Origin of the sequence: Streptomyces sp. NBC_01497 (genome assembly GCF_036250695.1) — a bacterium.
GTDB lineage: Bacteria > Actinomycetota > Actinomycetes > Streptomycetales > Streptomycetaceae > Streptomyces.
This window is the reverse complement of record NZ_CP109427.1, coordinates 863,248-888,897: the sequence shown is the minus strand read 5'-3', so window position 1 is coordinate 888,897 and position 25,650 is coordinate 863,248. Positions and strand designations below refer to the sequence as shown.

The following is a 25,650-nucleotide window of genomic DNA, read 5'->3' as shown; positions in this document are numbered from 1 at the left end:
GACCGGGCAACGGCGACCGGGCAACGGCGACCGGGCAACGGCGACCGCCACAAGGTGACGCACCGTCAGGGAGCAGACCCGTGTGCGGACCGGGGAGGCGGGCGCGGAGCGCCGGAGCAGGTGCGGGAGCGCTTCGGCCGCGCCGGCCGGGTGCCGTTCGGCGGCTGCGGCCGAAGGGGCCTGGCCGCCGCGTGTCAGCCCGTCACCACGTCCGGGTGTGAGGCATACGCTCCCCAACTGGCGAGCAGGCGCAGCGACTCGTCCGACTTCGACCCCGGTTCCGCGTGGAAGAGAAGCAGTGTCTGCTCCGGGTCGTCCGGCAGCTTCAGCGTCTCGTACGACAACTCCAGCCCGCCGACCAGCGGGTGGTTCAAGACCTTGCTCCCATACCCCTTCTCGTGCACCTCGTGCGCGGCCCAGAGCCGCCGGAAGTCCCCGCTCCTGACGGACAACTCTCCTACGAGCGAGGACAGTTCGGGGTCATCGGCGCAGTAGCCCGCGTACATGCGCAGTGCGCTCGCGGTCTCCGCAGCCTTCGCCTCCCAGTCCGCGTAGAGCGTCCGCATGGTCGGGTCGAGAAAGACGAGACGCGCGTAGTTACGGTTGTGCTCCGGGACCGCGCCGAAGTCGTGGAAGACGGCGGCGGCCAGCCGGTTCCACGCGAGGATGTCGGTGCGGTGGCCCAGGACGTACGCGGGCACCAGCTCCATCGACTGCAGCAGGGTGCCGAGCCCGGCCCGCAGCGCCTGCGGCCTGACGTGCGCCCTCTTGTTGCTGCGCCGCTTGGGCCTCGCGAGGTGTGTGAGGTGGTGTGTCTCGGCGTCGGTCAGCCGCAGGGCCCGGGCGATGGCGTCGAGGACGTCCGTCGAGACGTTCTCGGCGTTGCCCTGTTCGAGCCGTGTGTAGTAGGCCACGGAGACCCCGGCCAGCTGCGCCAGTTCCTCTCGGCGCAGCCCCGGCACCCGGCGGTGCCGCCCCAGGTCGGGCAGGCCCACGTCGACGGGCTTGAGACGAGCGCGCCGGGTGTGCAGGAACTCGGTCAGCTCGCCCTTGCGGTCGAGGGCTCGGCGCTCGGACTGGTCGGTCATACGTTCCAGTATGGGTGCGGGTGCGCTTTTGTCGTACGCCCCGGGACCGGCGGACGCGATGGACGGGAGGCGTCACGTGAGGTGCCTCACGCGACGCGTCGCGATCGAAGGGGGCGCCAACGCCCGTCGCGACGTGAGGAATCGCACCCCCTCGTGCCTGTTTGCGCCCGGCGCCCGGGGTGGCGCCGTCCGACGCTGCCCCTCTGACCGCCGTATTCCCGCAGGGCGCCTTCGAGCCTGTGCCCGTTGGTGGTACGCACAGCGGACGTACGCAGAGGAGTGGTCTGGGCGACATGCCGCGAACGAGGCACTGTGGGAAACCGCCATGGACATCCGTCCGGCCTTCCCCCGACGTATCGGAGAGCCCCAGGTATGACCAGCCTCACGACCGTTCCCGCCTACGCTGTCCCCGCGCCCAAGGCTCCGCTGGAGCGCACCACCATCGCGCGGCGTCCGGTCGGCGAGTACGACATCCTGATCGACATCAAGTTCGCGGGCATCTGCCACTCCGACATCCACCAGGCCAACGAGGGGTGGGGCGAGGCCGTCTTCCCGATGGTGCCCGGCCACGAGATAGCCGGTGTGGTCACGGAGGTCGGTCCCGGTGTGACCCGTTACTCCGCCGGCGACCGCGTGGGTGTCGGCTGCTTCGTGGACTCGTGCCGGGAGTGTGAGTACTGCGAGCGGGGACTGGAGCAGTACTGCCTCAAGGGCACCGTGGCCACGTACAACGGTCGCGAGAAGAACGGCGACCCGACGTACGGTGGCTACTCCCGGCAGCTCGTGGTCGACGAGAACTACGCCGTCCGCATCCCGCAGGGCCTGTCCCTGGACGTGGCCGCGCCGCTGCTGTGCGCGGGGATCACCACGTACTCCCCCCTGCGTCACTGGAACGCGGGCCCCGGCAAGAAGGTCGCCGTCATCGGCCTCGGCGGACTGGGCCACATGGCCGTCAAGATCGCCCACGCCATGGGTGCCGAGGTGACGGTCCTCAGCCAGTCGCTGCGCAAGAAGGACGACGGCCTGCGGCTCGGCGCCGACCGGTACTACGCGACCTCGGACGACGCCACCTTCAGCGAGCTGCGCGGCCAGTTCGACATCATCCTCTCGACGGTCTCCGCCCCGCTGCCGATCGACGCGTACCTGCGGCTGCTCAAGGTGGACGGCGCGTTCGTCAACGTCGGCGCCCCCGAGGAGCCGAACTCGCTCAACATGTTCTCGCTGATCGCGGGCCGCAGGACGCTCGCGGGCTCCTCCATCGGCGGAATCCGCGAGACCCAGGAGATGCTGGATTTCTGCGCCGAGCACGGGCTCGGAGCGGAGATCGAGGTGATCAGCGCCGATGAGATCAACGAGGCGTACGAGCGGGTCGTCGGCAGCGACGTGCGCTACCGCTTCGTGATCGACACCGCGACCATCTGACGCGTCCGACGCCGTACGGCCCACCGCGGCAGTGTCATGGCACCCCGTACCCGGTGGGCGGCAGCGTAGGGAGTCGCGGCGGCGGCACCCCACCCCCGCCGGGGGCGTGGCAGTGCCGGGGCGGCGGACGGGGCCTGTCGGTTGGTCCGACCCCGCTCCCGTCCCGGGCGGCGGTCGCCGCTCACACCGGCCGGCCTTGGCGGCCGCCAAGGCCCGCAGGGCGGCGAACTCCGCGCCGGATCAGCGGTCTTCCCGTGGAGCGTGGTCGCGGGGGAGTCCGACTCCGCCGCCCGCCTCCAGGCAGTGCCATGGGACGACTCGACCGCGCGGGGATGTGAGGCAGTCCCGGTGTGGATGCCCTCGGTCACGGAGTCAGTACGATCCTGCCGAAGACCTCGCCCGTGGCCATCTTCCGGTGTGCCAGTACGGCTTCGTCCAGTGGCAGCACCTCGTGCACCACGGTTTCGATCTCGCCGCGGCTCGCTGCGGCGAAGTGCTCGCCGCGCACGGTACGCAGGTCGGCCGGGGTGACGGTGGCGGCGCTGAAAGCGGCGAAGGACATCGACTTCTGGAACGCCGCCATGATCTTCGTGCCGAAGTCCGCGGGCGGTTGGCCGGCGACGGCGCCCACGGCCACCATGCGGCCGTTCGGGTTGAGCCTGTCGAAGAACGACGGCATGTCCTTGCCGGCGACGATGTCGACGATGACGTCGTAGCCGGCGGGAGCGGATTCCCCTCCGTCGCCGGAGCGGTCCAGGACGTGGGTCGCACCGAGACGGCGCAGCCGCTCACCGCGTTCGGCCGACGATGTCGTGACCGCGACCACGGCACCACCGGCGCGTGCCGCGAGCTGCACCGCCATGATCCCGATGCTGCCGGCCGCGCCACGCACCAGAACCGCCTCCCCCGGAGCGAAACGGGCGTGGCGGAGCCCGAAGTGTGCCACCACGCCGGCACTGCCGAGCGTCACGGCGTCAACGGCGGGCAGGCCCTCGGGCAGGGGAAGGGTCTGCTCGACCGGCACGACGGCCTGTTCGACATAGCCTCCGCCGGTGCCGGTGAAGGCCCACACCCGCCGGCCGGTCCACGACGCGTCGACGCCGTCACCGACCCGGGTCACGGTGCCTGCCACCTCGCCACCCGGGATGTGCCCCTCCGTGAATCCGTAGGCGGCCAGCGCCCCACTGCGGATCACTGTGTCCACCCCACCGACACCCACCGCCTCGACGGCGATCAGCACCTGCCCGGCAGCGGGTACGGGTACGGGCAGGTCGACGACAGCCAGACCTTCAGGAGCCCCGAACGTCTTGATCGCGATGGCCTTCATTGTCGTTTCCCCTGTTCGTGGACCGCTCAAAGGCGCGATCCTGCTCCATGCCCACCGCCGATCACCGCCTGGCGGGAGGGGGCTTCGCACCGTGGCCGAGGACCGACCCCGTACCGCGCGCCCCGATGATCTCGGCGAGCTTCTCCGTGCCGGACGTTAGTGGACGCCCCCGTCCGCTTGGCTAAAGTGAGACGGTGACCGACGCTTTGCCTCATAAGCTGCGTTCCGACGCGAGGGACAACCGCGACCGCATCCTCGACGCGGCCCGAGCGGTGTTCTCGGCCGACGGCCTGGATGTGCCGATGCGGGAGATCGCGCGGCGTGCCGGGGTGGGACCCGCCACCTTGTACCGTCGTTTCCCGACCAAGCAGTTGCTGGTCGCCGAGGCCTTCGCGGACCAGCTGACCGCATGCCGCACCATCGTCGACGAGGGATGCGCGGATCCCGATCCGTGGCGTGGTCTGTGCCTGGTGATCGAGAAGATCTGTGAGCTGCACGCACGCGATCGAGGCTTCACCGAAGCCTTCCTGTCGACCCTGCCCGGGGCGCCGGGTGTCGCGGGACGTGCGTACACGGTGAAGGCGGTCGCGGCCCTGGCCCGGCGCGCCAAGGACGCAGGTCACCTGAGGCCGGACTTCGTCCTGGACGACCTTCTTCTCATCCTCATGGCCAACAAGGGGATCCACGCGGCATCGACCGCCACCCAGGTCATGGCCTCCCGGCGCTTCGCGGGGCTGGCGATCCAGGCGCTCGAAGCCTGCCCTCACCACGCACCGCTGCCGCCGGCGGCACGACTGGCACCCGGGGCACCGGCCGGCGGCTGATCGCGGGCGGGTGGCTCCGCACGCTGCGCGGGAACCACTGTTGCCCGGGGACGGATGGCCCGGGTGCCGGGTGCCGGGTGCCGGTGCCGGTGGCTGTGCGAGGGGTGCCGCGATGTTCCCCGGACCATCCCGAGCAGGCACGGCGCGGCCGGCGGCGAGGGGCCCGGCACGCGGTGCCTCCCCTTCCGCCGGCGCGGGTGCGATGCCGTGATCACAGGGGGTTGACCCGCCGCGAAAGGGCGCCGTATGGTGCAGCCACCTCGCTGGTATATCGATTAACCACGAGGCGCTCCACCCCCGCTCCCCCCTGTTCCGCTCCCCCCTTCCGTCCCCTCTCCTCAGGCTGGAGGCGTTCTGCCGTGCGCCCAACGATGAGCCGGCGGCGATTGCTCGCCGCGGGCTCCGGCCTCGCCGCCGCGGCGGCCGCGCCGTCCCTGACCGGCTGCGGTGCCGCCCTCGCCGGTGACGGCGCGGACCCTGACACCCTCGTCGTCCACACCCAGCTCGGGACCACCGCCACCGGATCCGGGACGTATCTGTCGGCCGTGGCCGACTTCCACCGGGAGAACCCCGGCCTCACGGTCAAGAACCTCGTCAACGGCGACGACCTGGCCCAGGTCTACGAGACCTCGCGGCTGGCGCGCAAAGAGGCCGACGTCGTGATGGTCAACCTCTACGACAAGACGCTGGCCTGGACGGACGTCGGCGCGACCGTGGACGTGAAGCCGTACCTCGTCGACTGGGGCCTGCACGAGCGTGTCCTGCCCGAGGCCCTGCGCGAGTGGACCGACGCCAGGGGCCGCGTCCGGGCGTTCCCCTACTTCGGGACCAACTGGCCGGTCGCGTACAACACCCGGCTGCTGGAACGGGCGGGGGTGGGTGCCGTCCCCACCACCGGTGACGAACTCATCAGCGCCGCCCACAAGTTGCGCGGCAAGGGCATCATGCCCGTCACGATCGGGGGCGAGGACTGGACCGGGCAGAAGCTGCTGGCGCAGATCATCCAGACCTTCCTGACGGCGGACGAGGCCGTCCACGCCTACACGACAGGCGACTTCAGCACGCGCGCGGCCCGGCAGGGCATCGAGTACTTCGTCACCCTGCGCGACGCCGGTGTGTTCTCCGACAAGGCCCAGGGACTCACGTCCGACTCGATGTTCACCCAGTACAACACCGAGAAGGCCGCCGTGGAGTCGGCGGAGTCCTCCGCGCTCGCGCAGGTGCCGGCGGACGTGGTGAAACACACCGCAGTGGGCGGGTTCCCGCTCACGGCCGGCGCCGTGCAGCCGCACCCCACCGCGCTGCGCACGTACACCCTGATCGCGTTCTGGATCAGCCCCAACGGCACGAAGAAGATCGACGCCGTGGAGAAGTTCCTGCGCTTCATGTACCGGCCCGAGACCGTCTCCCGGTTCATCACCGAGGCGGGGCGGGACATGGCGGTCAGATCCACGACCCTCGCGACGCGGTTCCCGCTGGTCGCGGACGCCACGCGGCTCGGGGACAAGGTCAGCCAGGTCGTGCTGCCCGACGTCCATGTGCCGCCGACCGCCAACCAGCCGCTGATCACCGCGACCAGCACGGCTTTCACACCGGGCACCAGCGCAGCCCGGGTGCGGGCGGCGCTGGAAGCCGCCTACCGCTCGTCCTGAGCACGGGCCGCTGTCGGCGGGGGAGCGCCGCGTCTCACCGCGCGCGAACGCCAACCTGCCGCAGCACCGGTGTCGTTGACCACGGCAGCCCCGCACACCCGCCACCCGCCATCGTTTCCGCGCCCCGGTACCCGCACACCGTGGCCGTAGCGGACCCACCGTCCGTCCCGCCGCCCCTCCACGCCTTCAGGGGAGTCCCCTCATGACGATGCTGTCCTCGACCCCCCCTGCGGCCCGGCCCGCGCGCCGCCCTCCGCCCGCGAGGCCCCGGGGCGGGCGCCGCCAGGGCGGCACCATCCTCGCCGTGCCCGCCCTCGTCTGGTACGCCGTGTTCATGCTCGGCCCGCTGGTCGCGATGTTCGTCGTCGCGGCGCTGCACTGGCCCGGCATGTTGCAGCCGGTGTCCTTCGCCGGACTGGCCAACGTGCGTACGGTGCTGGGCGATCCGGTCTTCTGGGACGCGGTACGCAACACCGCCGTGCAGCTCGCCATCGCCCTGCCGGTGATGGTCGTGTGCGCGTACATGCTGGGGTACTACGTCGTCCAGCGCCCGCCGGGGCACCGGGTGCTGCGCTATCTGCTGTTCATACCCGGCCTGATCTCGACCTCGGCCAAGGCGATGGTGTTCTACGCCGTGCTCTCGCCGGACGGACTGCTCAACGGGGCGCTCGACGCGATGGGTCTCGGATCGCTCCAGGACGCCTGGCTGGCCTCCCCGTCGACCGCGCTGCTGTGCGTCGTCCTGCTGGACGTGTGGAGCGGCATCGGCTTCACCGCCGTGCTGTTCGCCGCCCGTCTCGGCAGCGTCCCCGACGAGATCGGCGAGGCAGCGCAGCTCGACGGCGCCGGCCACTGGCGCACCATGTGGCGCATCCACTTCCCGGTCATCCGCGACTACGTCGGGGTGGTGACGATGCTGCAGTTCCTGTGGACCCTCTTCGACTCCGCCCAGAACGTGCTGCTGCTCACCCAGGGCGGCCCGGGATCGTCCTCGACGACGCTCTCCTTCCTCGTCTACCAGAAGGCGTTCATCGCGGCCGACCTCGGCTACAGCCAGACCGTCGGTGTGGTCCTCTTCCTCGTCGGGCTCGCCGGCCTGCTCGTCATCCGCCGTGTGTTCCGCCAGACCTACTGACCGAAGGAGGCACCCGTGAAAACCGGAAAGTCCTGGCTGCCCGCGCACGTCCTGGCCTGGCTGTACGCGCTGCTGCTCCTCGTGCCGCTCTACTACCTGCTGGTGTCGGCGTTCAAGAGCAACGACCAGATCTTCGCGACGCCGTTCTCGCTGCCCACGTCGCTGTCCTTCCACAACTTCGGTCATGCCTTCGACACCGCGGACCTCGGCGGCGCGATCGTCTCGTCGGTGCTGGTGACGGCCGTCGCGCTGATCGTCACCGTGGTCCTGGCCGTGCCGGCCGCCTTCGCCGTGGCGCGTTCCGAGGGCCGGACGGGCAGGGCCGTCGAGCGGGTGTTCTCCCTCGGCTTCCTCGTACCGACGTTCGCGGCCTTGTTCCCGACCTTCCTGCTGGCCGCCGCGACCGGGCTGTTCCACACGCGGCTGTTCATGATGATCTTCCTGCCCGCGACGGCGATGCCGCTCGCGGTGGTGATCCTCGTGCAGTTCATGCGCACCGTCCCGCGCGAGATGGAGGAGGCGGCGCGCCTCGACGGCGCGTCGACCTTCACGCTGTTGTGCCGCGTCTACGCGCCGATGTGCCTGCCGGGCATCGCGACGGTGGTGCTGCTGAACTTCCTGTCCTTCTGGAACGAGTACCTCTACTCGCTCGTCATCATCGGCCCCGACCCCTCTCAGCGGACCGTCCAGGTGGCGCTGCCGACCCTGCGCGCCCTGACCGGGACCGACTACGGCGTGCTGACGGCGGGCACGGTCCTCACCCTCATCCCCGTCTGGATCGTCTATACGGTTCTCCAGAAGCGCATGCAGCAGGCACTGGTCAGTGGGGCGGTGAAGATGTGAGCGGCAGCGAGGCATCCCCGGGTTCGGGTTCGCGGCAGGAGCCCGGTACGGGACGCGAGGACCCCGGGCCCGCGGGTCCCGAGGAGTCCGCCGGGCGGCCCACCATCAAGGCGGTCGCCGCGGCGGCGGGCGTCTCCACGGCGGCCGTCTCCCAGGCCGTCAACGGCACCGGCCGTCTCTCGGAGCGCACCAGGCGCCGGGTGCTGGCCGCCGCCGCATCGCTCGGCTGGTCGCCGAACGCGTCGGCGTCCGCGCTGCGCAGCGCCCGTACCCGGACGTTCGCACTCGTCGTGCGCAGGCCCACCGACGTGCTCGGTGCGGACCCGCACTTCGGCGAACTCATCACGGGCCTGGAGGGCGAACTCTCGCCGCGCGGCTACGGCCTGCTGCTGCACCTGGTGGCGGGCCCCGAGCAGGAGCGTGCCCTGTACGAGCGCCTCGCCGCCGAGGGCCGGGTGGACGGCGCGGTCCTCACCGACGCCCGCGCCGACGACCCGAGGCCGCCGCTGCTCAGGGAACTGGCGCTCCCCGCCGTGCTGTTGGGTGCCCCCGACAGCGGTCTCCAGGTGCCGAGTGTGGGGCTGCCGCAGCAGGGGGCGGGCGTCCGTGAGGCGGTCGAGCATCTGCTGCTGCTCGGGCACCGCCGGATCGCGTACGTGACCGGACCCGGCGAACTGCTGCACACCCGGCTGCGGCTGGCCGCGTTCCGGGACGCGCTGGCGACCGCCCGCACCGAGCCGGCGGCCGTACTGGAGACGGACTTCTCCGAGGCGGCGGCCCTCGCCGCGACGGAGCAACTGCTTGCCAGGGCGGAGCGGCCCACGGCCGTCGTGTACGCCAACGACTCGATGGCCGTCTGCGGCATCGGCGCCACGCTCCGCGCCGGGCTGCGTGTACCGGAGGACCTCTCGGTCGTCGGCTACGACGATCTGCCGCTCGGCCGCTGGATGCACCCCCGACTGACCACCGTCGACCAGCAGGTGCAGCGCGTCGGCGCCGCCGCCGCACGGGCGCTGCTCGCGCAGTGCGGCGAGGACGTCGACACCGCGCCGCCGGACGGCAGGCCCCGGCTCGTGGTACGGGAGTCCACCTGCCGGGCACCGCACCCCTGACCCGCACCGAAGCACCACCGGCCCCGGACCGCGCCGCCACGGCTGCGGACGGCGGTGAGCACACCGAACACACCGAGGAAAGAACAGACACCCGTATGCGACGCCACACCGCCCAGCTCACCCACGATGCCGCCGTCCTGCCCTGGCTCGGCGCCAACTACTGGTCCCGTACCGGCGGACCGCTGATGTGGCGCGACTACGATCCGGCGGTGGTCCGTGAGGAACTGGCCGTCCTCGGCGACCACGGCCTCACGATGACCAGGTCCTTCTTCTACTGGCCCGACTTCCATCCCGAACCGGGCCGGATCGACGAGGAGCTGTGCGACCGCTTCCGCGACTTCCTGGACGCGCACAGCGAACGCGGCATGGCGACCGTGCCCACGTTCATCGTCGGACACATGTCGGGGGAGAACTGGGACCCGGCGTGGCGCGGCGGGCGGGACCTGTACGAGGACGTGTGGATGGTGGGCCGCCAGGCCTGGTTCGTGCACCAGATGACCCGCAGGTTCAAGGACCATCCCGCCGTCACCGGCTGGCTCATCACCAACGAGATGCCGGGCTACGGCCGGATCCACCAGGTCGACCCGCCCTCCTCCGACGTCGTCACGGCCTGGGCGCAGGCCATGTGCCATGCCGTGCGCGCCGCGGGCGGCACCCAGCCCCTCTCGCTCGGCGACGGCGCGTGGGGGATCGAGGTGACCGGCCGGGACAACGGTTTCTCGCTGCGCGACACCGCCGAGTACGTGGACTTCGTGGGCCCGCACGTCTACCGCTCCGACACCGACCGGGTCCGCCAGCACTACCGCGCCGCCTTCGAGTGCGAACTGGCCTCGGTGACGGGGCAGCCGGTGGTACTGGAGGAGTTCGGGCTGTCCACCGACACCGTCTCGGCCGAGGCGGCGGCCGTGTACTACCGGCAGACGCTGCACAACTCGCTGCTGGGCGGGGCCACCGGCTGGATCGCCTGGAACAACACCGACTACGACGCGCTGTGGGACCGCTCCCCGTACGACCACCACCCCTTCGAGATGCACTTCGGCATCACGGACAGCTCCGGCGCGCCGAAGCCGCCGCTGCGGGAACTGGACGACTTCGCCGGGGTGCTGGCGGCCACCGACTTCGCCAGGTGCCACCGCTCCGACGCCGACACGGCGCTCGTCGTCCCCGCCTTCCTCGAACGCGGCTACCCCTACAGCCGCCCCGCCGACCGGCCGTTGATCTTCACCTCGCTGCACCAGGCGTACGTGGCGGCCCGCGCGGCCGACCTGCCGGTCGCGCTCAGCCGCGAGGCCGACGGCCTGCCCGGCGACGCGAAGCTCTATCTGCTGCCGTCCACTCGGCAGTTCACCACGCGCACCCGGCGTGAACTGGAGCGCAGGGCCCGCGAGGGCGCCACCGTCTACCTGTCGTTCTGCTCCGGCGAGCACCCCGGCACGCGAGGCCCCTGGTTCGACGGCCTGGACGCCCTGTTCGGTGTCGAGCAGCAACTCACCTACGGCGTCGCGGAGCCGATCGAGGACGACGAACTCGCCCTCACCTTCCTCGTGGACTTCGGGTCGATCACGGCGGGGGAGACCCTGCGCTTCCCGGTGGCGGGCAATGAGGACAGCCGCGCGTACCTCCCCGTGGTCCCGCGGGGCGCGCGTGTGATCGCCACCGACGCGCACGGCAGGCCCGCACTGCTGGAGCACACACTGGGCCGGGGCCGTACCGTCCTTGCGACGTACCCGCTGGAGCACATGGCGGCCCGCAGCGCACGGATCAACCCCGAGCAGACACACCGGCTCTACGCGGCGCTCGCACAGGTCGCGGGCGCGGCCCGGCCGGTGACGGTGGACACTCCGCACGTCTGCGCCGACACGGTCCGCCACGAGGACGGGCGCCGCTTCGTGTGGCTGGTGAGTCAGGGCGCGACCGAACTGACGGTACGGCCACGTGCCGGGGGCGTCCTGTGCGGCCTCGACGGCGCGCCGGTGACCGAGGTGACGCTGGACCCCTTCGGTGTGCGGGTGCTCGAACTGACCTGACCTGATCCGAACTGACCGACCTGACGAGACCTGCTCGAACCGACCGACCTGACCCGACCTGGCCGGACCGAACGAACCGACCTGGCCGGACGACCTGACCGCTGCGGCCCGCGCGGCCTGGGCGTCCGGGCGCCACCGCCCTCGCACCGGGCCGGAGCCGCCGGAGCCCGGGCCTCGGCCGCCGCACGCGCCATCGACGTGACCGGTCGACGGAGCAAGGCCCCGGCCCGGCGGCCCGCCCGTTCAGGGCAGCCGGGCCGGGGCCTGCCGGGGCCAGGGCCCCGCGGTCCCGCCGTTCACCGTCGGCCGCTCAATGGCCGGACGGCACCTCGTGCTTCCGGTCGTCCACGGCGGCCGGCTCCGGGGCGGCCCGCTCCGGCAGCCCGCGCCCCTCGATGTCCACGGTCGGCAGGATCCGCGCCAGCCACTTCGGCAGCCACCAACCGGCCCGCCCCACCAGGGTGAGCACCGCCGGCACGAGCGTCATCCGCACCACGAACGCGTCGACCAGCACACCGAAGGCCAGCGCGAACGCGATCGGTTTCACGATCGCGTCGTCGAGCGTCACGAACCCCGCGAACACCGCGATCATGATCAGCGCCGCCGCCGTCACCACCCGGAAGGCGCCCGGCGCGCCGCGCTGGATGGCCTCCCTCGGCTCGCGGCCGTGCGCGTACTCCTCATGGATGCCGGCGACGACGAACACCTCGTAGTCCATGGCCAGTCCGAACAGCACGGCCATCAGGATCACCGGCAGGAAACTGACCACCGGGCCGGTCTTCGTCACACCGAGCACATCGGCCAGCCAGCCCCACTGGAAGACCGCGACCACCGCGCCGAAGGCCGCCGCGACCGACAGCAGGAATCCGATCGTCGCCTTCAACGGGACCACCAGCGACCGGAACACGATCAGCAGGATGATGAGGCAGAGCCCCACGACGACCGCGGCGAACGGCACCAGGGACGCGCTGAGTTTGCTCGACACGTCCACGTTGACCGCGGTGGTCCCGGTCACCGCGAGCGAGACGCCGGACTGCTCCCGCGCCCCGTCCGCGTAGTCGCGTACCGCGTGCACCAGGTCCTGGGTGCCCTGGGCGTCCGGGGCCGTGGTGGGGACGAGCTGCAGCACCTCGTCGGTCCTGGACGAGGTCGGCTGCGGCGGGGTGACGGCCGCGACGCCCGGCAGCTTCTTCAGGTCCGCGACGACCTGGTTGAGCTCGGCGCGGGCCCCCTTCGTACCGCCCTTCGCGTGCGCGGTGTCGGCGAGCACGAGCAGCGGGCCGTTGAAGCCGGGCCCGAAGGCGTCGGACACCGCGTCGTACGCCTCGCGCTGGCTGGAGCCCTGCGGGGCGGATCCGTTGTCCGGCAGGGCGAGCTGCAGGTCCCGCGCCGGGATCGCCACCACGACGAGCACGGCCACGCCGGCGAGCAGGGTCAGCAACGGCTTGCGGGTGGTGGCCCTGATCCACCGGGCCCCCATGGCGGGCTTGTCGCTGGTTTCGCGCCGCGCAGCCCGCGAGGCCGGCTTCGGCACGAGCCGTCGACCGGCGAAGCCGAGCAGTGCGGGGAGCAGGGTGGTGGCCGCGAGAACGGCGATCACCACGGTCAGCGCGCCGCTCAGCCCCATGACGGTGAGGAACGGTATGCCGACCACGGAGAGTCCGGCCAGCGCGACGACGACGGTGAGTCCGGCGAAGGTGACCGCGCTGCCCGCCGTGCCGAGGGCCCGTGCGGTCGACTCCTCCACGTCCATGCCCCGTGCCAGCTGCGTCCTGTGCCGGGACAGGATGAACAGGGTGTAGTCGATGCCGACGGCGAGCCCCAGCATCACGGCCAGGGTGAGCGCGGTCGACGACACGGTGAAGACATGTCCGAGCAGCATCAGGGCGCACAGCGACACGGCCAGTCCGCCGATCGCCGTGAGCAGGGGCATGCCCGCGGCCAGCAGCGATCCGAACGTGATCACGAGTACCACCAGCGCCACGAGGACACCGATGACCTCGGTCGCGCCGACCTGCACGCCGTGACTCGCGAAGACCGCGCCGCCGACGTGCACGGTGAGCCCGGCCCGTGTGGCGGGCTTCGTCGCGTCCTGCAGCGCGTCCACGCTGGTGGTCCGCACATCGGGAGCGGACACGGAGTACTGCACCTGAGCCAGTGCCGTACGGCCGTCACGAGTGAGCGTCCCGGCCTTCTGCGGCGGGATCACCGCACCGACCTGCGGTGCGTGGGAGGCAGCCCGCAGCGCTGCCGCCATCCCGTTCGCGTACGGCTGCTCGGTGACCTTCTTGCCGGGCGGCGCGGTGAACACGATCTGCCCGCTCACTCCGCCGGCCGCGGGCTCCACGGTCTTGAGCCGGTCCAGCGCCTGCTGGGACTGCGATCCGGGTATGGAGAACTGCTCGTCGAGCGCGCTGCCCGCCAGCGCGAACCCGGCCACGATCAGCGCGAGGGCGGCCAGCCAGATCGAGAGCAGAAGCCGTCGGCGGCGGAAGGAGAAACGTCCGAGACGGTAGAGAAGACTCGCCATGCTGGCTCTCCGGGTGGGTGCGCGGGCAGAGGGACGCAGGAATGTCAGACCTGACATCCGCCCTCACGCTAGCACTCGTGTCAGGCCTGACATCCACCGCCCTGTCAGACCTGACACGACGCATCGCCCCCGCTCAGCGCGCGTGGGAGACTGTCCGGGTGACGGAAGAGGAACGGCCGGGGGGCCGCGAGAGCACGCGCGCCAGGATTCTCGCCGCGGCGCTGCGCCTCTTCGGTGAGCAGGGCTTCGAGGCGACGACGATGCGGCAGATCGCCGATGTCTGCCGGGTCACCGAGCGCACGGTCTACCGGTACTTCCCGTTCAAGGACGATCTGGTGCTGGCCGAGGTGCGGGGACTGATCCCGCTGCTGCGTGACCTCACGGCCGGCCGGCCCGCGTCAGAGCGTCCCTTCACAGCGGTCTGGCGGGCGCTGCGCAGCCTGGAGGAGCAGCATCCGCACGTCATGGGCCTGCTCGTGCGGGACATGGGGGAGCGGCTGCTCGACAAGTCGGCGCCCGGCATGCACCGCATGATCGAGGAGTTCTGCGAGGGCCTCGCCGACGGGCTGCGGCCCCGGCTCGCGGGGGTCTCGACCCCGACCGTCCGGCTCCTGTCCCTCCCGGCCGGGTGCGCCGGTACCGGTGAGGCGGCGCGTGACACGGCACCGACGGGCGCGGGCGCGGACCCCTCGCCGCCCGATCCGCTCTTCCGGGCCCGCGTGCTGGCGAGCGCGGCCATCTCACCGCTGCTCTCCGCGCTGAAGTCGTGCGTCGAACTGCCCGTGGCGGAACGGACGGTGGACCGCGTCAACGACCTCCTCGACGAGGCGTACACGGCCATAGGCGACGGCTGAGACCGTCGCGACCCGGGGGCGACTGATGCGGTCCCCCGGTCCGCGACCGCTGACCGCTGACCACCGGCCGCCGATCCACCGGCCGCCGCGGCCCCCGACCGGGCGCCGCCGCACGGGACCGGGGCGCTCAGGACTCCCCGCCGCGGCGAAGGCCCGTCAGTATCCGGTCGAGCACCGCTCCGGCGTCGGCGCGTGCCCGCCGCTGATCGTCGGAGCGGGCGATGTACAGACTCGCCTCCGAGATCAGCGCGCCGAGCATGCGGGTCAGCGGGCGCACGGGGAGCGGGTCGATCCTGCCCTCCGCGACCGCCTGCGACAGCACCTCCTCCAGCAGTACGTAGCCGTGCTTCTCCACGAGCGCGTCCCAGACGCTGTGGCCCAGCACCGCGGGCCCCTCGATCAGCACGATCCGCTGGAAGTCCGGGTCCGCGCAGGCGTCGAGGAACGACTGGAAACCCGTGCGCAGCAGGCTCCAGGTGTCCTCCTGGTGCTCCGCCTCCGCGCGGCGGGTCTCCTGCTCGATCAGCCGGTCGGCCATCTCCCGCGCGCACCGCTCCATCACCGCGGTGAAGAGGTCCGCCTTGTCCCGGAAGTGGTGGTACAGGGCGCCCCGCGTCACCCGGGCGGCGGAGACGATGTCCTCCGTTCCCGTGGCCGCGTAACCACGGCTCGCGAACAGGGTGCGCGCCGCGCCCAGCAGGGCCTCCCGGGTGTCGGCGACATGCTCGGCGCGCCGGCTCGACACGGACTTCGGTGGTGGGGACATGCCTTTATTCTGTCCCATACAGGCTGTATGTTGAGAGCATCGTGTATGCCAGCCAACAGACGCATGCGCGGGACGCGTCCGCGACGGAGCCGAAGGGCCCCGTGGGAACGGAGAAAAGGTCATGGCCCTACCCCTCAACCTGACCGTCAAGATGGGCAGCCACCTCGTCAAACAGAAGATGAAGAGGACGGAGAAGTTCCCCCTCATCGTCGAGATCGAGCCGCTCTTCGCCTGCAACCTCGCCTGCAACGGCTGCGGCAAGATCCAGCACCCCGCGGGAGTCCTCAAGCAGCGCATGCCGGTCGCGCAGGCCATCGGCGCGGTCGAGGAGTGCGGCGCGCCCATGGTGTCCCTGGCGGGCGGCGAGCCGCTGATGCACCCGCAGATCGACATCATCACGCGGGAGCTCCTGGACCGGGGCAAGTTCGTGGTGCTGTGCACCAACGCGGTCCTGCTGCCCAAGCACCTGCACAAGTTCACCCCGCACCGCAACTTCGCGTGGATGGTGCACATCGACGGCATGCGGGAGCGGCACGACGAGTCGGTGAGCAAGGAAGGCGTCTTCGACCAGGCCGTCGAGGCGATCCGGCAGGCCAAGGCCGCGGGCTTCGCCGTCTACACCAACTCGACGTTCTTCAACACTGACACCGCCGAGGACATCATCGAGGTCCTCGACTACCTCAACGACGAGCTGAAGGTCGACCGCCTGGAGATCTCGCCGGCCTACGCCTACGAGAAGGCCCCAGACCAGGACCACTTCCTCGGTGTGGAGCAGACCCGCGAGGTCTTCAGGAAAGCGTTCGGCGAGGGCCGGCGCAAGCGGTGGCGCCTCAACCACTCCGAGCTGTTCCTCGACTTCCTTGAGGGCAAGGCGGAGTTCGAGTGCACACCCTGGGGCGTCCCCTCCTACTCGCTGTTCGGCTGGCAGAAGCCCTGCTACCTGATGAGCGACGGGTACGCGAAGACCTACCAGGAACTGCTCGACGACACCGACTGGGACAAGTACGGGCGCGGCAAGGACCCCCGCTGCGACAACTGCATGGCCCACTGCGGCTACGAGCCGACGGCCGTGCTCGCCACGATGGGATCGCTCAAGCAGTCGCTGCGCGCGGTCATCGGCTGACGCGGAGCACACCGCTCGTCCGCGGCGGGCCGCCGGGGCGGGCGGGGAGCGTGAGGCTCCTCGTCCGCCCCGGCTCCCGTGCGTCCGGGAACGGCTCGTTCCGCCGGCCTCAGGGGTAAACCGGTGGACGCCGGGCCGCCCCACCCGCTGGGATGGGGCACCGCCGGCCACGGCGGACCGGCCGGAGAACGCGGAGGACACCGATGTCACAGGGCGGTGAGCGACCCGTCGAGGTGGACGCGGAGCGGGTCGGCAGGCTGATCGCGACCCAGTTCCCGCAGTGGGCCGGGCTGCCGCTCGCCCCCGAGCCCCAGCAGGGCATGGACAACACCACGTTCCGGCTCGGCGGGACCATGTCGGTGCGGCTGCCGCGTTTCCCGCGCTGGGTGGGCCAGGTGGAGCGGGAGCAGCGCTGGCTGCCGGTCCTCGCCCCGCGGCTGCCGCTGGCGGTACCCGTCCCGCTCGGCAGGGGAGAGCCCGGCGAGGGATATCCGTTCCCGTGGTCGGTCAACCGCCGGCTCGGCGGCCGGGCCGCGACCGGCGAGCACCTCACACACCCGGACCGCGCCGCCGACCGGCTCGCCGGATTCATCGCCGCGCTCCGGACGGTCGACGCCACGGGCGCGCCGGGCCCAGAGTGGAGCAACGCGTTCCGGGGAGTGCCGATGGGCGACGAGCGGGACTCCCTCGCCGTGGAATGGCGTGTGCGGACCAAGCTGGAGCGGGTCGTGGAGCTGCCGGGCGTGGACGCGGACGGCGTCCGCGCCGTCTGGGACGCGGCGCTCGCCGCACCCGCGTGGGACCGGCCCCCGGTGTGGATCCACGGCGACCTGGCCGCCGGGAACCTTCTCGTGGCCGACGGCGAACTGAGCGGCGTCATCGACTTCGGGACGCTCGCGGCCGGTGATCCGGCCGTCGACCTGCTCCCCGCCTGGACGTTCCTGCCCGCGTCGGCCCGGCCCCGGTTCCGGGCCGCGCTCGGGGTGGACGACGCGACCTGGGCGCGCGGCCGCGGCTGGGGACTCGCGGCGTCCCTGCCCGTGCCCGACGACCCGTTCTTCCGAGGCCACCCGGACCGGATGGCCACCGCGGTGCGCCAACTCGACCAGCTGGTACGCGACATGGGGTGACGCAAGGACCAACGGGGGCTGGGGCCGGTCAGTTCCCGATGCCGCTGACACTCCCCGCCTCTATGACGAACTGGACACGCTCCTGGTCCCGGCCGCCGAACCACGGGTACGGACCGCCCAGGTACTTGTGGGCCAAGGCCTCGATGTGGTCGGCCGCGCCGTCGGTCCTCACCTCGGCCACCCGGCCGCGGATCTGCACGTACCGCGACGGGTTCCGCGGTGAGGAGACGGCGAGGGCGACGCGGGGGTCACGGGCGATGTTCCGCGTCTTGAGGTGGGTGCGCACGCTGTTGACGAGGACGTTCTCGCCGTCCGTGTCGACCCAGACCTGGGTGATCTGCGGGGACCCGTCGGGCATCAGCGTGGTCAGGTAGCAGGTGCTCGGTTCGCGCAGCAGCGCGGTCAGTTCATCGGAGAGTTTCATCGTGGCCGCAGGCTACCCGCGGGCGCCGTGGCCGGCACGCACCGGGCCCCACCGGGGAGGAAACCACCCATGCGTCCGGAGGGTCCCGGGTGAAGGGAGGCTGAGCCGGAGCCGCGACGGCGGGTGACACACCGCCCCCGACAGCCCGGCCGTGCGCTCCCGACCGGCGCTGCGGGCCGCAGTGGCCGCGGCCGGTGCCGGGGTGGGCGGGAACGGGGGGCGTGGGTGCGCGACGCTCAGCGGGCGGCTCCGGTACGGGACGCCGCCAGATGCTCCAACACCGGCCGCCAGTCCTCCAGTTCGCCCGCGTCCAGTCCCACGACCTTGCCCTCGTCGTCGGCCTGACGGAGAGTCAGTGCGTCCTGGGCGCAGGGATCCTGGACGAACGCGGCCATCTCGTCCGCCGTCATCGGACCGCCCTGCACCCCCAGTGTCAGGTCGCTCTGCGGTGACAGGCTCCGACCGGGCTCGGCCGCCGCGAGATACCGCTTGGCCGGTACGTGGAGCTGCACCAGCCGCGCCACCCGCTCACCGAGCAGCGGGCGCACCGCGGCGGCCGCCGAGTCGGCGTGCCCCGCGTCGTCGCCGGGACGCAGGAGATGCCCCAGGTCGTGCAGCAATCCCGCGACCTGCAATTCCTTGTCGGCAGGATGTCTGCGGCGCAGCAGGGCCGCCGTCTGGAGCGCATGGTCGTGCAGGTCCACCGGATCGCCCGTGCGGTCCGGGGTGTCCCACGCGCCCCGGCACGCGTGGAGGAGATCCATCAGCTCGTCCACCGAGTGAGCGGTCATGGGCTTCCTTCCTCTGTTCACCGTCGCGACGACGAGCAGATCACGCGGGAATGAACGGTCCGCGCCACAACGGGTTGAACGCGCAGCGAACAGAAACGGACCATCACCGCGTCAACACGGCGCATCCGAGTCCTCTCCGTTACGCGAATCCCCTGTGCCGGGCGCCCCCGATAGGGCACGCTGAATGCATGAACGGTGCCAGACATGCCGGAGAACGACTGATGACCTGGCCGGGTCTCAGCGCCGGAGCGGGCTACTGCGGCACGGACCTGTGCGTACGTGAGGGCACCCGCGACATCGTGCACTTCCACGGCGAGCACGAGGCCGATGTGCACCTCGCCAGCACCATGATCGCAAAACTGCGCCCGGCACTCAAGAACTCGACCGCGCTGCGGCTGCACCCCGGTTCCGGCTGGGTCACCGTGCGGCTGGAGACGGGTGCCGACATCGACCTGCTCGTCACGCTCGTGAGCGCGGCGCTGCAGGGCGCGGCCGGGCTGCCGGACGACGGGATCGACGCGGTGAGCGGCCACAGGACCGACCCGTGCAGCCGCACCCACGCGTACTCGTACTCACCCTGAGCTGGCCCCCGGACGGCTGCGGATGCGGGATCGTGCGGTGGCGTGGATGGTGGGGAGAGTAGTACGTCCCGAGTGAGGAGCCAGCCATGTCGATGCTCGACAAGCTCAAGGGCATGATGAAGGGGCACGAGGACACTGCCCACAAAGGTGTGGACAAGGCGGGGGACGCCGTCGACAAGAAGACCGGCAACAAGTACGAGAACCAGGTCGACACCGGGCAGAAGAAGATGGACGAGCAGATGGGCAACGACCCCAGGTCCGGGGACGACAACCCACCGCGCGGCTGACCGCAGGCGTCCTCACGCCGGTGTGCGCCACACCTTTCCGTGTGGCGCACACCGGCGTTCGCGCGCGACGGGCGCGGCCGAGGGGGACGAAGGAGCGGGCGGGGGAGCGGCGCGGCGCCCCGGCAGGACGTCCGTGCGCCCGCCGATACGGCAGTGCGCGATGTCATCCGCCGTACGGGCCGCGCCGGCACGTGTCGTACGCGATGACCGTGCGCCGTCCGCGACCGGGCCACTCGATCCGCGCGTCACGACGCCGGGGAGGCGCGACCACGCGGTCGCGGCTCCCCGGCGTGCGGTCATGAGGCCGTGAGTACCGGCGGCGCCCTCACGCGGTCGCGAGCTCCGCGTGCCGGTCCAGCGACACCCGTACCAGTGCGGCGGCGAACAGCGCGGGGTCGTCGCCCGCCAGGCGGGCCAGCCGGGCCGGGTCGTCCGGGAGCCCCACCTTGCGGGCGCCCTGCCGGGCCTTCCCGTCCAGGTAGGGAGCGGCCTCGGGCCAGATGTCCTGCACCTCGCGCAGGAAGATGTCCGCGCCGACCGGGCCGAGCCCCGGCACCTGCTGCAGCAGCCGGCTCAACCTGTCCCGGTCGCCGTCCGCCGTCGCCCGCAGGCGTCGCAGGTCGCCGCGGTAGTGCTCCAGCAGCAGTTCCGCGCCCTTGCCGAGCTGGGTCGCCGTGCGCTCGTCATAGCGCCGGTAACCGCCCTCGCCGAGCGCGTCCACCCGCTGCTGCCAGGTGGCGTCCGCCATCGCCCGCGGGGAACGCAGCCCCGCGTCCGCGAGCGCCCGCGCGGTGGCGAGCGCGATGCCGGAGCTGATCCGCGCGCTCAGCAGGACGGACATGACCAGTAGCCGGTACAGCGGCTGCGGGGTGTCGCGCAGGCGGATGCCCGCCTCGTCGGTGTACGTCCTGCCGTAGGTGTCGAGAAGTCGCTCGACGGTGTCGCTCTGGCTCCTGTTCGCCACGGTCCACACACCTCCTCGATGTCGGTTGCCCGGCCGGCCTGCCCGTGGCTCCCGCTCCTGGCGGCCGGCCCGTCCACCAGGAGCGCGTGGCGGCGTCAGTCCCGCCCACCGCCGCCCGTGCCCGGCCAGGTGCCGGTGGCGCGCTCGATGGCCTTGGCGCCCGAGCGGTCCACGACACTCCTGACAGCGGCGAAGATCGCGCCCTGCACGGCCGCCGCGAGGACCACTTCGCCCCAGCCGCGGTCGCGGTCCAGGGCGTCCGGCGCGTCGTCCTCGTGGCGCAGTGCCTTCCAGGTGGTGCGGAAGAGCGCCCCGGCCAGTGATCCACCGACCCAGCCGAGCACGAACCCCACCGGCTTGTACGTCAGCGACAGCTTCTGTTTCTTCGTCTTCGTCACGCCGGACGGGTGCCCCGCGTACGGCGCCGCACACGGCGGCCGTGGGCTGCCCGGCGTCCGCCCGGGTCACCCGAACGGCCCAGTACCGTTCCCGTCCGGCCCGGTGGGAGCGGACAGTGGAGGTCAAGGGCGCGTGTGCGGGCGTGCGAACGTCCCGCCCCGGCCGCGGCCCGATCGTCCCCGACTTCCCTGGGAGCCCCCGATGAACGGTGCGATCCACCGCGACCACAGTGACCTCGGCCTGCTCGCCCTGCGGCTCGGCACCGGCGCCGTCCTGGTCGCCCACGGGACGCAGAAGCTGTTCGGCTGGTTCGGCGGCGCGGGGCTGGACATCACTTCCAAGGCCATGGAGTCCATGGGCTTCCAGCCCGGGCGGCGCAGCGCGTTCCTGGCGGGGGTCGGCGAGGCGGGCGGCGGCGCGCTGATGGCCCTCGGTCTCGCGACGCCCGCGGCGGGCGCCGTGGCCGCGGGCGCGATGGCCGGGGCGGCGGCCGTGCACGCCCCGAACGGGTTCTTCAGCGCGTCCGGCGGCCTCGAACACCCGGGATTCCTCGGCTGGACGGCTGCGAGCCTCGGCCTGACCGGTGCGGGCCGCTACTCCCTCGACCACGCCACGGGACACCGGCTGGACCGGACGTGGATGGTGGCGGCGGCCTTCGCGGTCAGCGGCCTCGTCACCGCCTGCGTGATCCGCAAGCGGACCCAGACCCTGGAGCAGGCCACCGCCGCGGCGCAGGCCGAGGAGTCCGACGACCTCGGCAACTCGGACACGGTGGGCGAGATCTGAGCCCCGGCACACGGCAGTGGTGGGAGCCGAGAGACGGAGACGACGAACGGCATGGCACACATCGACATCCGTGACGACCGGCCGCGGGGCCGGCTGGAGGCGGAGGAGGACGGCGCCGTCGTCGGGGTCCTCACCTACTTCGTCCTCGACGCGGCTCCGCCCGCGCTGGTCGCCGTCCACACCGAAGTCGACGAGGCGCACCAGGGCATGGGCATCGCGAGTGCTCTCGTACGGCACTTCTACCGGATGGCCGCACAGCGGGAGGTCCCCGTCGTCCCGCTGTGCCCGTACACGGCGCAGTGGGCGCGGCGCCACCCCGACGAGGCCCCCCTACCGCCCGCGGACCTGGTGACGGACGCACAGGCGCAGCTGAAGGCGGACCCGCACCGCTGGTGACCTTCCGCGAGCACCGGGGCGGTGACCTTCCGCGACCGCCGGGGCACGATCGGGTTGGATCATGCGTGGGCTCGCCGCCGCTGGGCACGCGACGGGAGAGACAGTGGAGAAGACGTCCTTCGCCGGAGCCCCGTCGAGGACGTCCCGCGTTTGGAGGTCCGACATGACCAGTCCGCACCCCGACCCGGTGCCTCCCACCCCTACGCCGACGCCCGGCCCGCCGGGACCCGCGCCGGGTCCCGCGCCCGGTCCCGTCCCGGGGCCGACGCCCGTACCACCGGAACCGCTGCCCTCGCCCGACCCGATTCCGAAGCCTCCGGGTCCCGACCCGGTGCCGGAACCCGAGCCGGCCCCGGGGCCGCTCGGCTGAGGCGGCCGGGCAGTCGTATGCCCGAACGGGCGTACGGCGGCGGAGCGCACCCACGGAGGGGGCCGGTCCTCAAGCGGACCGGCCCCCTCCGTGGATACGGCCGCCGGGTGCGGACGTCCCCCTCCGTGCATACGGCGCCGCCGCGTGCCGTCAGTCCGTGGAGACCTCGGAGCGGTCCCCGCCCCACAGGGTGTGGAACGACCCCGCGCGGTCGGTACGGCGGTAGGTGTGCGCACCGAAGAAGTCGCGCTGTCCCTGGGTGAGCGCGGCCGGCAACCGCTCGGCGCGCAGCGCGTCGTAGTAGGCGAGCGCGGCGGAGAAGCCCGGCGTGGGCACCCCCTGGCGCACGGCCTCGGCGATCGTGGCCCGCCAGTCGTCCTGCGCCGCGCCGATCTCCTCGGCGAACTGCTTGTCCTGGAGCAGGCTCGGCAGGTCGGGCCGCGTGTCGAACGCGCTGCGGATCCGGTCGAGGAAGGCGGCGCGGATGATGCAGCCCGCCCGCCAGATCGCCGCCACCGACCCGAGGTCGATGTCCCAGCCGAACTCCTCGCTGCCCGCCTGGATCTGGTGGAAGCCCTGCGTGTACGAGACGATCTTCGACGCGTACAGGGCCTGCTCGACCTGGTCGGCGAAGCGCGCGGCGCCCGCCTCGTCCAGCGGACGGGCACTCGGGCCCGTCAGCGACCGGGAGGCCTCACGCAGCGCCGGGTGGCCGGACAGCGAGCGCGCGAAGACCGCCTCCGCGATGCCCGACACCGGGACCCCGAGGTCGAGCGCGGTCTGCACGGTCCAGCGGCCGGTGCCCTTCTGCTCCGCCTGGTCCTGCACGATGTCGACGAACGGCTTGCCGGTGGCCTCGTCCGTGTGCGACAGCACCTCGGCGGTGATCTCGATCAGATACGAGTCCAGCCGGCCGGTGTTCCAGCGGCGGAAGGTCTCGGCGATCTGCTGGGGCGAGTAGCCGGCGACCGCGCGCAGCAGGTGGTACGCCTCCGCGATCAGCTGCATGTCGGCGTACTCGATGCCGTTGTGCACCATCTTCACGAAGTGGCCCGCGCCGTCCGGGCCCACGTGCGTCACGCAGGGCGCGTCGTCGGGCGCCTTGGCCGCGATCTTCTCCAGCAGCGGGCCGAGCGACGCGTAGGACTCGGCGGATCCGCCCGGCATGATGCTGGGGCCGTGCAGCGCCCCCTCCTCACCACCGGAGATGCCGACGCCGACGAAGTGGATGCCGCGCTCGCGCAGTTCCCGCTCGCGGCGCCGCGTGTCCTCGTAGTGCGCGTTGCCGCCGTCGATGATGACGTCGCCCTCTTCGAGCAGCGGGGCGAACTCCTGGATCACGGCGTCGGTCGGCTCCCCCGCCTTCACCATGATGATCAGCCGGCGCGGCCGTTCGAGCGCCGCCACGAAGTCCTCGGCGCTCTCGGCGGGCACGAAGGAACCCTCGTCGCCGAACTCCTCCACCAGGGAGCGGGTGCGGGCGACGGTCCGGTTGTGCAGCGCGACCGTCAGGCCGTTGCGCGCGAAGTTACGGGCGAGGTTGCGGCCCATGACCGCCAGCCCCGTGACGCCGATCTGGGCAGTACCACTCATGCGTGTACTCCTGAAGCGTGTCCGTGGATGTCTTCTTCCATCTGATCACCAATGGTGGTGGAGCGCCGTTCATTCCGCGATCCACGCGCGCGGGTCGGATCGCTCCCCGGCGCGGCACCGTCGCAAGGGGCCGGCGGGCGGGCCTGCGGGCGGCCGCCCGGCGCGCCGCCGGGCAGGGTCCGACCCGGGCCCGGACGGGGCCACAGGACCGCCGGCGGGCACGGTCCGGGCGGCCCGTGGCCCCTATCGGTCACCGATCCGGGCGGCATCGGGCGCCCGATCGGTCATGACCTGCTCAAAGGCGAACGGTGAAACGGGCGTGAACGGGCACAGCCGCCGTGGCGAAGAAGCTGGTCCAGGGCCGGGCGTTGCTTGTACAAACGACGCATGAGCCCGAACGGGTACGGGACCCGATCGGGCACAGGGCCGAGTGAGAAGCAAGCAGGGAAGTGTGCCATGGACCCCGACGAACGCCGACGAACGATCCTCGACGTCGCCCGCAGGGACGGATCCGTGGATGTCACCGACCTGGCCGCCGAGCTCCTGGTCGCGAAGGAGACCGTGCGGCGGGACCTGCGCGCGCTGGAGGAACACGGCCTCGTCCGCCGGACGCACGGCGGCGCCTACCCGGTGGAGAGCGCCGGGTTCGAGACCACCCTGGCGGTGCGCACGACCCGGCTCGTCCCGCAGAAGTCCCGCATCGCGACGGCGGCGGCCGACCTGCTCGGCGACGCGGAGACCGTCTTCGTGGACGAGGGCTACACCCCGAGACTGGTGGCCGAGGCGCTGCCGAGGGACCGGCCGCTGACCGTGGTGACCGCGTCCCTCGGTGTGGCGACCGCGCTGGCGGGCACGGAGAAGACGGCGGTACTGCTGCTCGGCGGCCGGGTGCGCGGCTCCACCATGGCGACGGTCGACCACTGGACCACCCGGATGCTCTCCGGGTTCGTGATCGACCTGGCGTACGTGGGCGCCAACGGCATCTCCCGCGAGTACGGCCTGACGACCCCCGATCCCGCGGTCAGCGAGGTCAAGGCGCAGGCCATGCGGAGCGCCAGACGGCGCGTCCTGACCAGTGTCCACACGAAGTTCGGGGCCGTCAGCTTCTGCCGGTTCGCGGAGGTGGCGGACTTCGAGACCATCGTCACGGACGCGGGCCTCTCGTCGACCGAGGCACACCGCTACAGCCTGCTCGGCCCGCAGGTGCTGCGCGTCTGACCCCGGCC

General features: G+C 72.0%; 24 protein-coding genes. 15 read left to right on the top strand and 9 right to left on the bottom strand.

Going from position 1 to position 25,650, the window contains the following annotated elements; all coding sequences use genetic code 11:
• Positions 1 to 194: 194 nt before the first annotated feature.
• Complete coding sequence (locus OG310_RS03870; protein ID WP_329454462.1) at positions 195 to 1,088, bottom strand: helix-turn-helix domain-containing protein; 894 nt, start codon at positions 1,086 to 1,088, stop codon at positions 195 to 197.
• A gap of 372 nt (positions 1,089 to 1,460) precedes the next feature.
• On the opposite strand from OG310_RS03870, the gene OG310_RS03865 reads away from it, so the two are divergent.
• On the top strand, positions 1,461 to 2,510 hold the full coding sequence (locus tag OG310_RS03865) for an NAD(P)-dependent alcohol dehydrogenase (protein WP_329454461.1): 1,050 nt from the start codon (positions 1,461 to 1,463) through the stop codon (positions 2,508 to 2,510).
• Positions 2,511 to 2,874: 364 nt separating this feature from the next.
• On the opposite strand, the gene OG310_RS03860 is transcribed toward OG310_RS03865, so the two are convergent.
• Positions 2,875 to 3,837 carry a zinc-binding dehydrogenase gene (locus OG310_RS03860; RefSeq protein ID WP_329454460.1) on the bottom strand — a complete coding sequence of 321 codons (963 nt, stop codon included), beginning with the start codon at positions 3,835 to 3,837 and terminating at the stop codon, positions 2,875 to 2,877.
• A gap of 194 nt (positions 3,838 to 4,031) precedes the next feature.
• Between OG310_RS03860 and OG310_RS03855 the strand changes: the two genes are divergently transcribed.
• From OG310_RS03855 to OG310_RS03830, 6 genes are all read left to right on the top strand, one after another.
• A complete protein-coding gene (locus tag OG310_RS03855) occupies positions 4,032 to 4,661 on the top strand; it encodes a TetR/AcrR family transcriptional regulator (RefSeq protein WP_329454459.1) in 630 nt (209 codons plus the stop codon).
• A gap of 359 nt (positions 4,662 to 5,020) precedes the next feature.
• Positions 5,021 to 6,313, top strand: a complete 1,293-nt coding sequence (locus OG310_RS03850) for an ABC transporter substrate-binding protein (RefSeq protein ID WP_329454458.1) — start codon at positions 5,021 to 5,023, stop codon at positions 6,311 to 6,313.
• Positions 6,314 to 6,515: 202 nt separating this feature from the next.
• Positions 6,516 to 7,448, top strand: coding sequence for a carbohydrate ABC transporter permease (locus OG310_RS03845; RefSeq protein WP_329454457.1), 933 nt, complete (start codon positions 6,516 to 6,518; stop codon positions 7,446 to 7,448).
• A 15-nt stretch (positions 7,449 to 7,463) separates the two neighbouring features.
• Positions 7,464 to 8,291: a carbohydrate ABC transporter permease gene (locus OG310_RS03840; protein ID WP_329454456.1), complete on the top strand. Its 828-nt coding sequence runs from the start codon at positions 7,464 to 7,466 to the stop codon at positions 8,289 to 8,291.
• Between the two features lie 104 nt (positions 8,292 to 8,395).
• The gene (locus tag OG310_RS03835; RefSeq protein ID WP_329460012.1) at positions 8,396 to 9,403 is read left to right on the top strand and encodes a LacI family DNA-binding transcriptional regulator; all 1,008 of its coding nucleotides are present in this window, start codon (positions 8,396 to 8,398) and stop codon (positions 9,401 to 9,403) included.
• Between the two features lie 95 nt (positions 9,404 to 9,498).
• Complete coding sequence (locus OG310_RS03830) at positions 9,499 to 11,430, top strand: glycoside hydrolase 5 family protein (RefSeq protein ID WP_329454455.1); 1,932 nt, start codon at positions 9,499 to 9,501, stop codon at positions 11,428 to 11,430.
• Positions 11,431 to 11,740: 310 nt separating this feature from the next.
• On the opposite strand, the gene OG310_RS03825 is transcribed toward OG310_RS03830, so the two are convergent.
• Complete coding sequence (locus OG310_RS03825; RefSeq protein ID WP_329454454.1) at positions 11,741 to 13,960, bottom strand: MMPL family transporter; 2,220 nt, start codon at positions 13,958 to 13,960, stop codon at positions 11,741 to 11,743.
• A 158-nt stretch (positions 13,961 to 14,118) separates the two neighbouring features.
• Between OG310_RS03825 and OG310_RS03820 the strand changes: the two genes are divergently transcribed.
• Positions 14,119 to 14,814 carry a TetR/AcrR family transcriptional regulator gene (locus OG310_RS03820; RefSeq protein WP_329454453.1) on the top strand — a complete coding sequence of 232 codons (696 nt, stop codon included), beginning with the start codon at positions 14,119 to 14,121 and terminating at the stop codon, positions 14,812 to 14,814.
• Between the two features lie 127 nt (positions 14,815 to 14,941).
• On the opposite strand, the gene OG310_RS03815 is transcribed toward OG310_RS03820, so the two are convergent.
• Positions 14,942 to 15,580: a TetR/AcrR family transcriptional regulator gene (locus OG310_RS03815; protein WP_329454452.1), complete on the bottom strand. Its 639-nt coding sequence runs from the start codon at positions 15,578 to 15,580 to the stop codon at positions 14,942 to 14,944.
• Between the two features lie 121 nt (positions 15,581 to 15,701).
• On the opposite strand from OG310_RS03815, the gene hpnH reads away from it, so the two are divergent.
• Together hpnH and OG310_RS03805 are read left to right on the top strand one after the other, a co-directional pair.
• On the top strand, positions 15,702 to 16,703 hold the full coding sequence (gene hpnH, locus OG310_RS03810; RefSeq protein WP_329454451.1) for an adenosyl-hopene transferase HpnH: 1,002 nt from the start codon (positions 15,702 to 15,704) through the stop codon (positions 16,701 to 16,703).
• A 203-nt stretch (positions 16,704 to 16,906) separates the two neighbouring features.
• Positions 16,907 to 17,833, top strand: coding sequence for an aminoglycoside phosphotransferase family protein (locus OG310_RS03805; RefSeq protein WP_329454450.1), 927 nt, complete (start codon positions 16,907 to 16,909; stop codon positions 17,831 to 17,833).
• A 28-nt stretch (positions 17,834 to 17,861) separates the two neighbouring features.
• On the opposite strand, the gene OG310_RS03800 is transcribed toward OG310_RS03805, so the two are convergent.
• Together OG310_RS03800 and OG310_RS03795 are read right to left on the bottom strand one after the other, a co-directional pair.
• Positions 17,862 to 18,257 (bottom strand): PPOX class F420-dependent oxidoreductase, encoded by a 396-nt coding sequence (locus OG310_RS03800; protein ID WP_329454449.1) that lies wholly within the window; start codon positions 18,255 to 18,257, stop codon positions 17,862 to 17,864.
• A gap of 236 nt (positions 18,258 to 18,493) precedes the next feature.
• Positions 18,494 to 19,048: an inositol oxygenase family protein gene (locus OG310_RS03795; protein WP_329454448.1), complete on the bottom strand. Its 555-nt coding sequence runs from the start codon at positions 19,046 to 19,048 to the stop codon at positions 18,494 to 18,496.
• A 188-nt stretch (positions 19,049 to 19,236) separates the two neighbouring features.
• On the opposite strand from OG310_RS03795, the gene OG310_RS03790 reads away from it, so the two are divergent.
• Both OG310_RS03790 and OG310_RS03785 read left to right on the top strand, forming a co-directional pair.
• A complete protein-coding gene (locus OG310_RS03790; protein WP_329454447.1) occupies positions 19,237 to 19,629 on the top strand; it encodes a luciferase domain-containing protein in 393 nt (130 codons plus the stop codon).
• Between the two features lie 86 nt (positions 19,630 to 19,715).
• A complete protein-coding gene (locus tag OG310_RS03785) occupies positions 19,716 to 19,916 on the top strand; it encodes an antitoxin (protein WP_329454446.1) in 201 nt (66 codons plus the stop codon).
• 325 nt (positions 19,917 to 20,241) lie between these two features.
• Here OG310_RS03785 and OG310_RS03780 read toward each other — a convergent pair whose 3' ends face one another.
• Both OG310_RS03780 and OG310_RS03775 read right to left on the bottom strand, forming a co-directional pair.
• Complete coding sequence (locus tag OG310_RS03780) at positions 20,242 to 20,880, bottom strand: endonuclease (RefSeq protein ID WP_329454445.1); 639 nt, start codon at positions 20,878 to 20,880, stop codon at positions 20,242 to 20,244.
• Positions 20,881 to 20,975: 95 nt separating this feature from the next.
• Positions 20,976 to 21,278 carry a DUF4235 domain-containing protein gene (locus OG310_RS03775; RefSeq protein ID WP_329454444.1) on the bottom strand — a complete coding sequence of 101 codons (303 nt, stop codon included), beginning with the start codon at positions 21,276 to 21,278 and terminating at the stop codon, positions 20,976 to 20,978.
• Between the two features lie 202 nt (positions 21,279 to 21,480).
• On the opposite strand from OG310_RS03775, the gene OG310_RS03770 reads away from it, so the two are divergent.
• Positions 21,481 to 22,065, top strand: coding sequence for a DoxX family protein (locus OG310_RS03770; protein ID WP_329454443.1), 585 nt, complete (start codon positions 21,481 to 21,483; stop codon positions 22,063 to 22,065).
• Between the two features lie 51 nt (positions 22,066 to 22,116).
• Complete coding sequence (locus tag OG310_RS03765) at positions 22,117 to 22,461, top strand: GNAT family N-acetyltransferase (RefSeq protein WP_329454442.1); 345 nt, start codon at positions 22,117 to 22,119, stop codon at positions 22,459 to 22,461.
• 520 nt (positions 22,462 to 22,981) lie between these two features.
• On the opposite strand, the gene gndA is transcribed toward OG310_RS03765, so the two are convergent.
• The gene (gene gndA / locus OG310_RS03760) at positions 22,982 to 24,424 is read right to left on the bottom strand and encodes an NADP-dependent phosphogluconate dehydrogenase (RefSeq protein WP_329454441.1); all 1,443 of its coding nucleotides are present in this window, start codon (positions 24,422 to 24,424) and stop codon (positions 22,982 to 22,984) included.
• A gap of 456 nt (positions 24,425 to 24,880) precedes the next feature.
• Between gndA and OG310_RS03755 the strand changes: the two genes are divergently transcribed.
• On the top strand, positions 24,881 to 25,642 hold the full coding sequence (locus OG310_RS03755) for a DeoR/GlpR family DNA-binding transcription regulator (RefSeq protein ID WP_329454440.1): 762 nt from the start codon (positions 24,881 to 24,883) through the stop codon (positions 25,640 to 25,642).
• The last annotated feature ends 8 nt before the right edge of the window (positions 25,643 to 25,650 follow it).

Coding starts and splice junctions, on each gene's coding strand:
- OG310_RS03755 (WP_329454440.1), top strand. CDS start 24,881: ATGGACCCCGACGAACGCCGACGAACGATCCTCGACGTCGCCCGCAGG.
- OG310_RS03795 (WP_329454448.1), bottom strand. CDS start 19,048: ATGACCGCTCACTCGGTGGACGAGCTGATGGATCTCCTCCACGCGTGC.
- OG310_RS03845 (WP_329454457.1), top strand. CDS start 6,516: ATGACGATGCTGTCCTCGACCCCCCCTGCGGCCCGGCCCGCGCGCCGC.
- OG310_RS03825 (WP_329454454.1), bottom strand. CDS start 13,960: ATGGCGAGTCTTCTCTACCGTCTCGGACGTTTCTCCTTCCGCCGCCGA.
- OG310_RS03800 (WP_329454449.1), bottom strand. CDS start 18,257: ATGAAACTCTCCGATGAACTGACCGCGCTGCTGCGCGAACCGAGCACC.
- OG310_RS03785 (WP_329454446.1), top strand. CDS start 19,716: ATGTCGATGCTCGACAAGCTCAAGGGCATGATGAAGGGGCACGAGGAC.
- OG310_RS03815 (WP_329454452.1), bottom strand. CDS start 15,580: ATGTCCCCACCACCGAAGTCCGTGTCGAGCCGGCGCGCCGAGCATGTC.
- hpnH (WP_329454451.1), top strand. CDS start 15,702: ATGGCCCTACCCCTCAACCTGACCGTCAAGATGGGCAGCCACCTCGTC.
- OG310_RS03805 (WP_329454450.1), top strand. CDS start 16,907: ATGTCACAGGGCGGTGAGCGACCCGTCGAGGTGGACGCGGAGCGGGTC.
- OG310_RS03865 (WP_329454461.1), top strand. CDS start 1,461: ATGACCAGCCTCACGACCGTTCCCGCCTACGCTGTCCCCGCGCCCAAG.
- OG310_RS03765 (WP_329454442.1), top strand. CDS start 22,117: ATGGCACACATCGACATCCGTGACGACCGGCCGCGGGGCCGGCTGGAG.
- OG310_RS03870 (WP_329454462.1), bottom strand. CDS start 1,088: ATGACCGACCAGTCCGAGCGCCGAGCCCTCGACCGCAAGGGCGAGCTG.
- OG310_RS03830 (WP_329454455.1), top strand. CDS start 9,499: ATGCGACGCCACACCGCCCAGCTCACCCACGATGCCGCCGTCCTGCCC.
- gndA (WP_329454441.1), bottom strand. CDS start 24,424: ATGAGTGGTACTGCCCAGATCGGCGTCACGGGGCTGGCGGTCATGGGC.
- OG310_RS03770 (WP_329454443.1), top strand. CDS start 21,481: ATGAACGGTGCGATCCACCGCGACCACAGTGACCTCGGCCTGCTCGCC.
- OG310_RS03860 (WP_329454460.1), bottom strand. CDS start 3,837: ATGAAGGCCATCGCGATCAAGACGTTCGGGGCTCCTGAAGGTCTGGCT.
- OG310_RS03790 (WP_329454447.1), top strand. CDS start 19,237: ATGAACGGTGCCAGACATGCCGGAGAACGACTGATGACCTGGCCGGGT.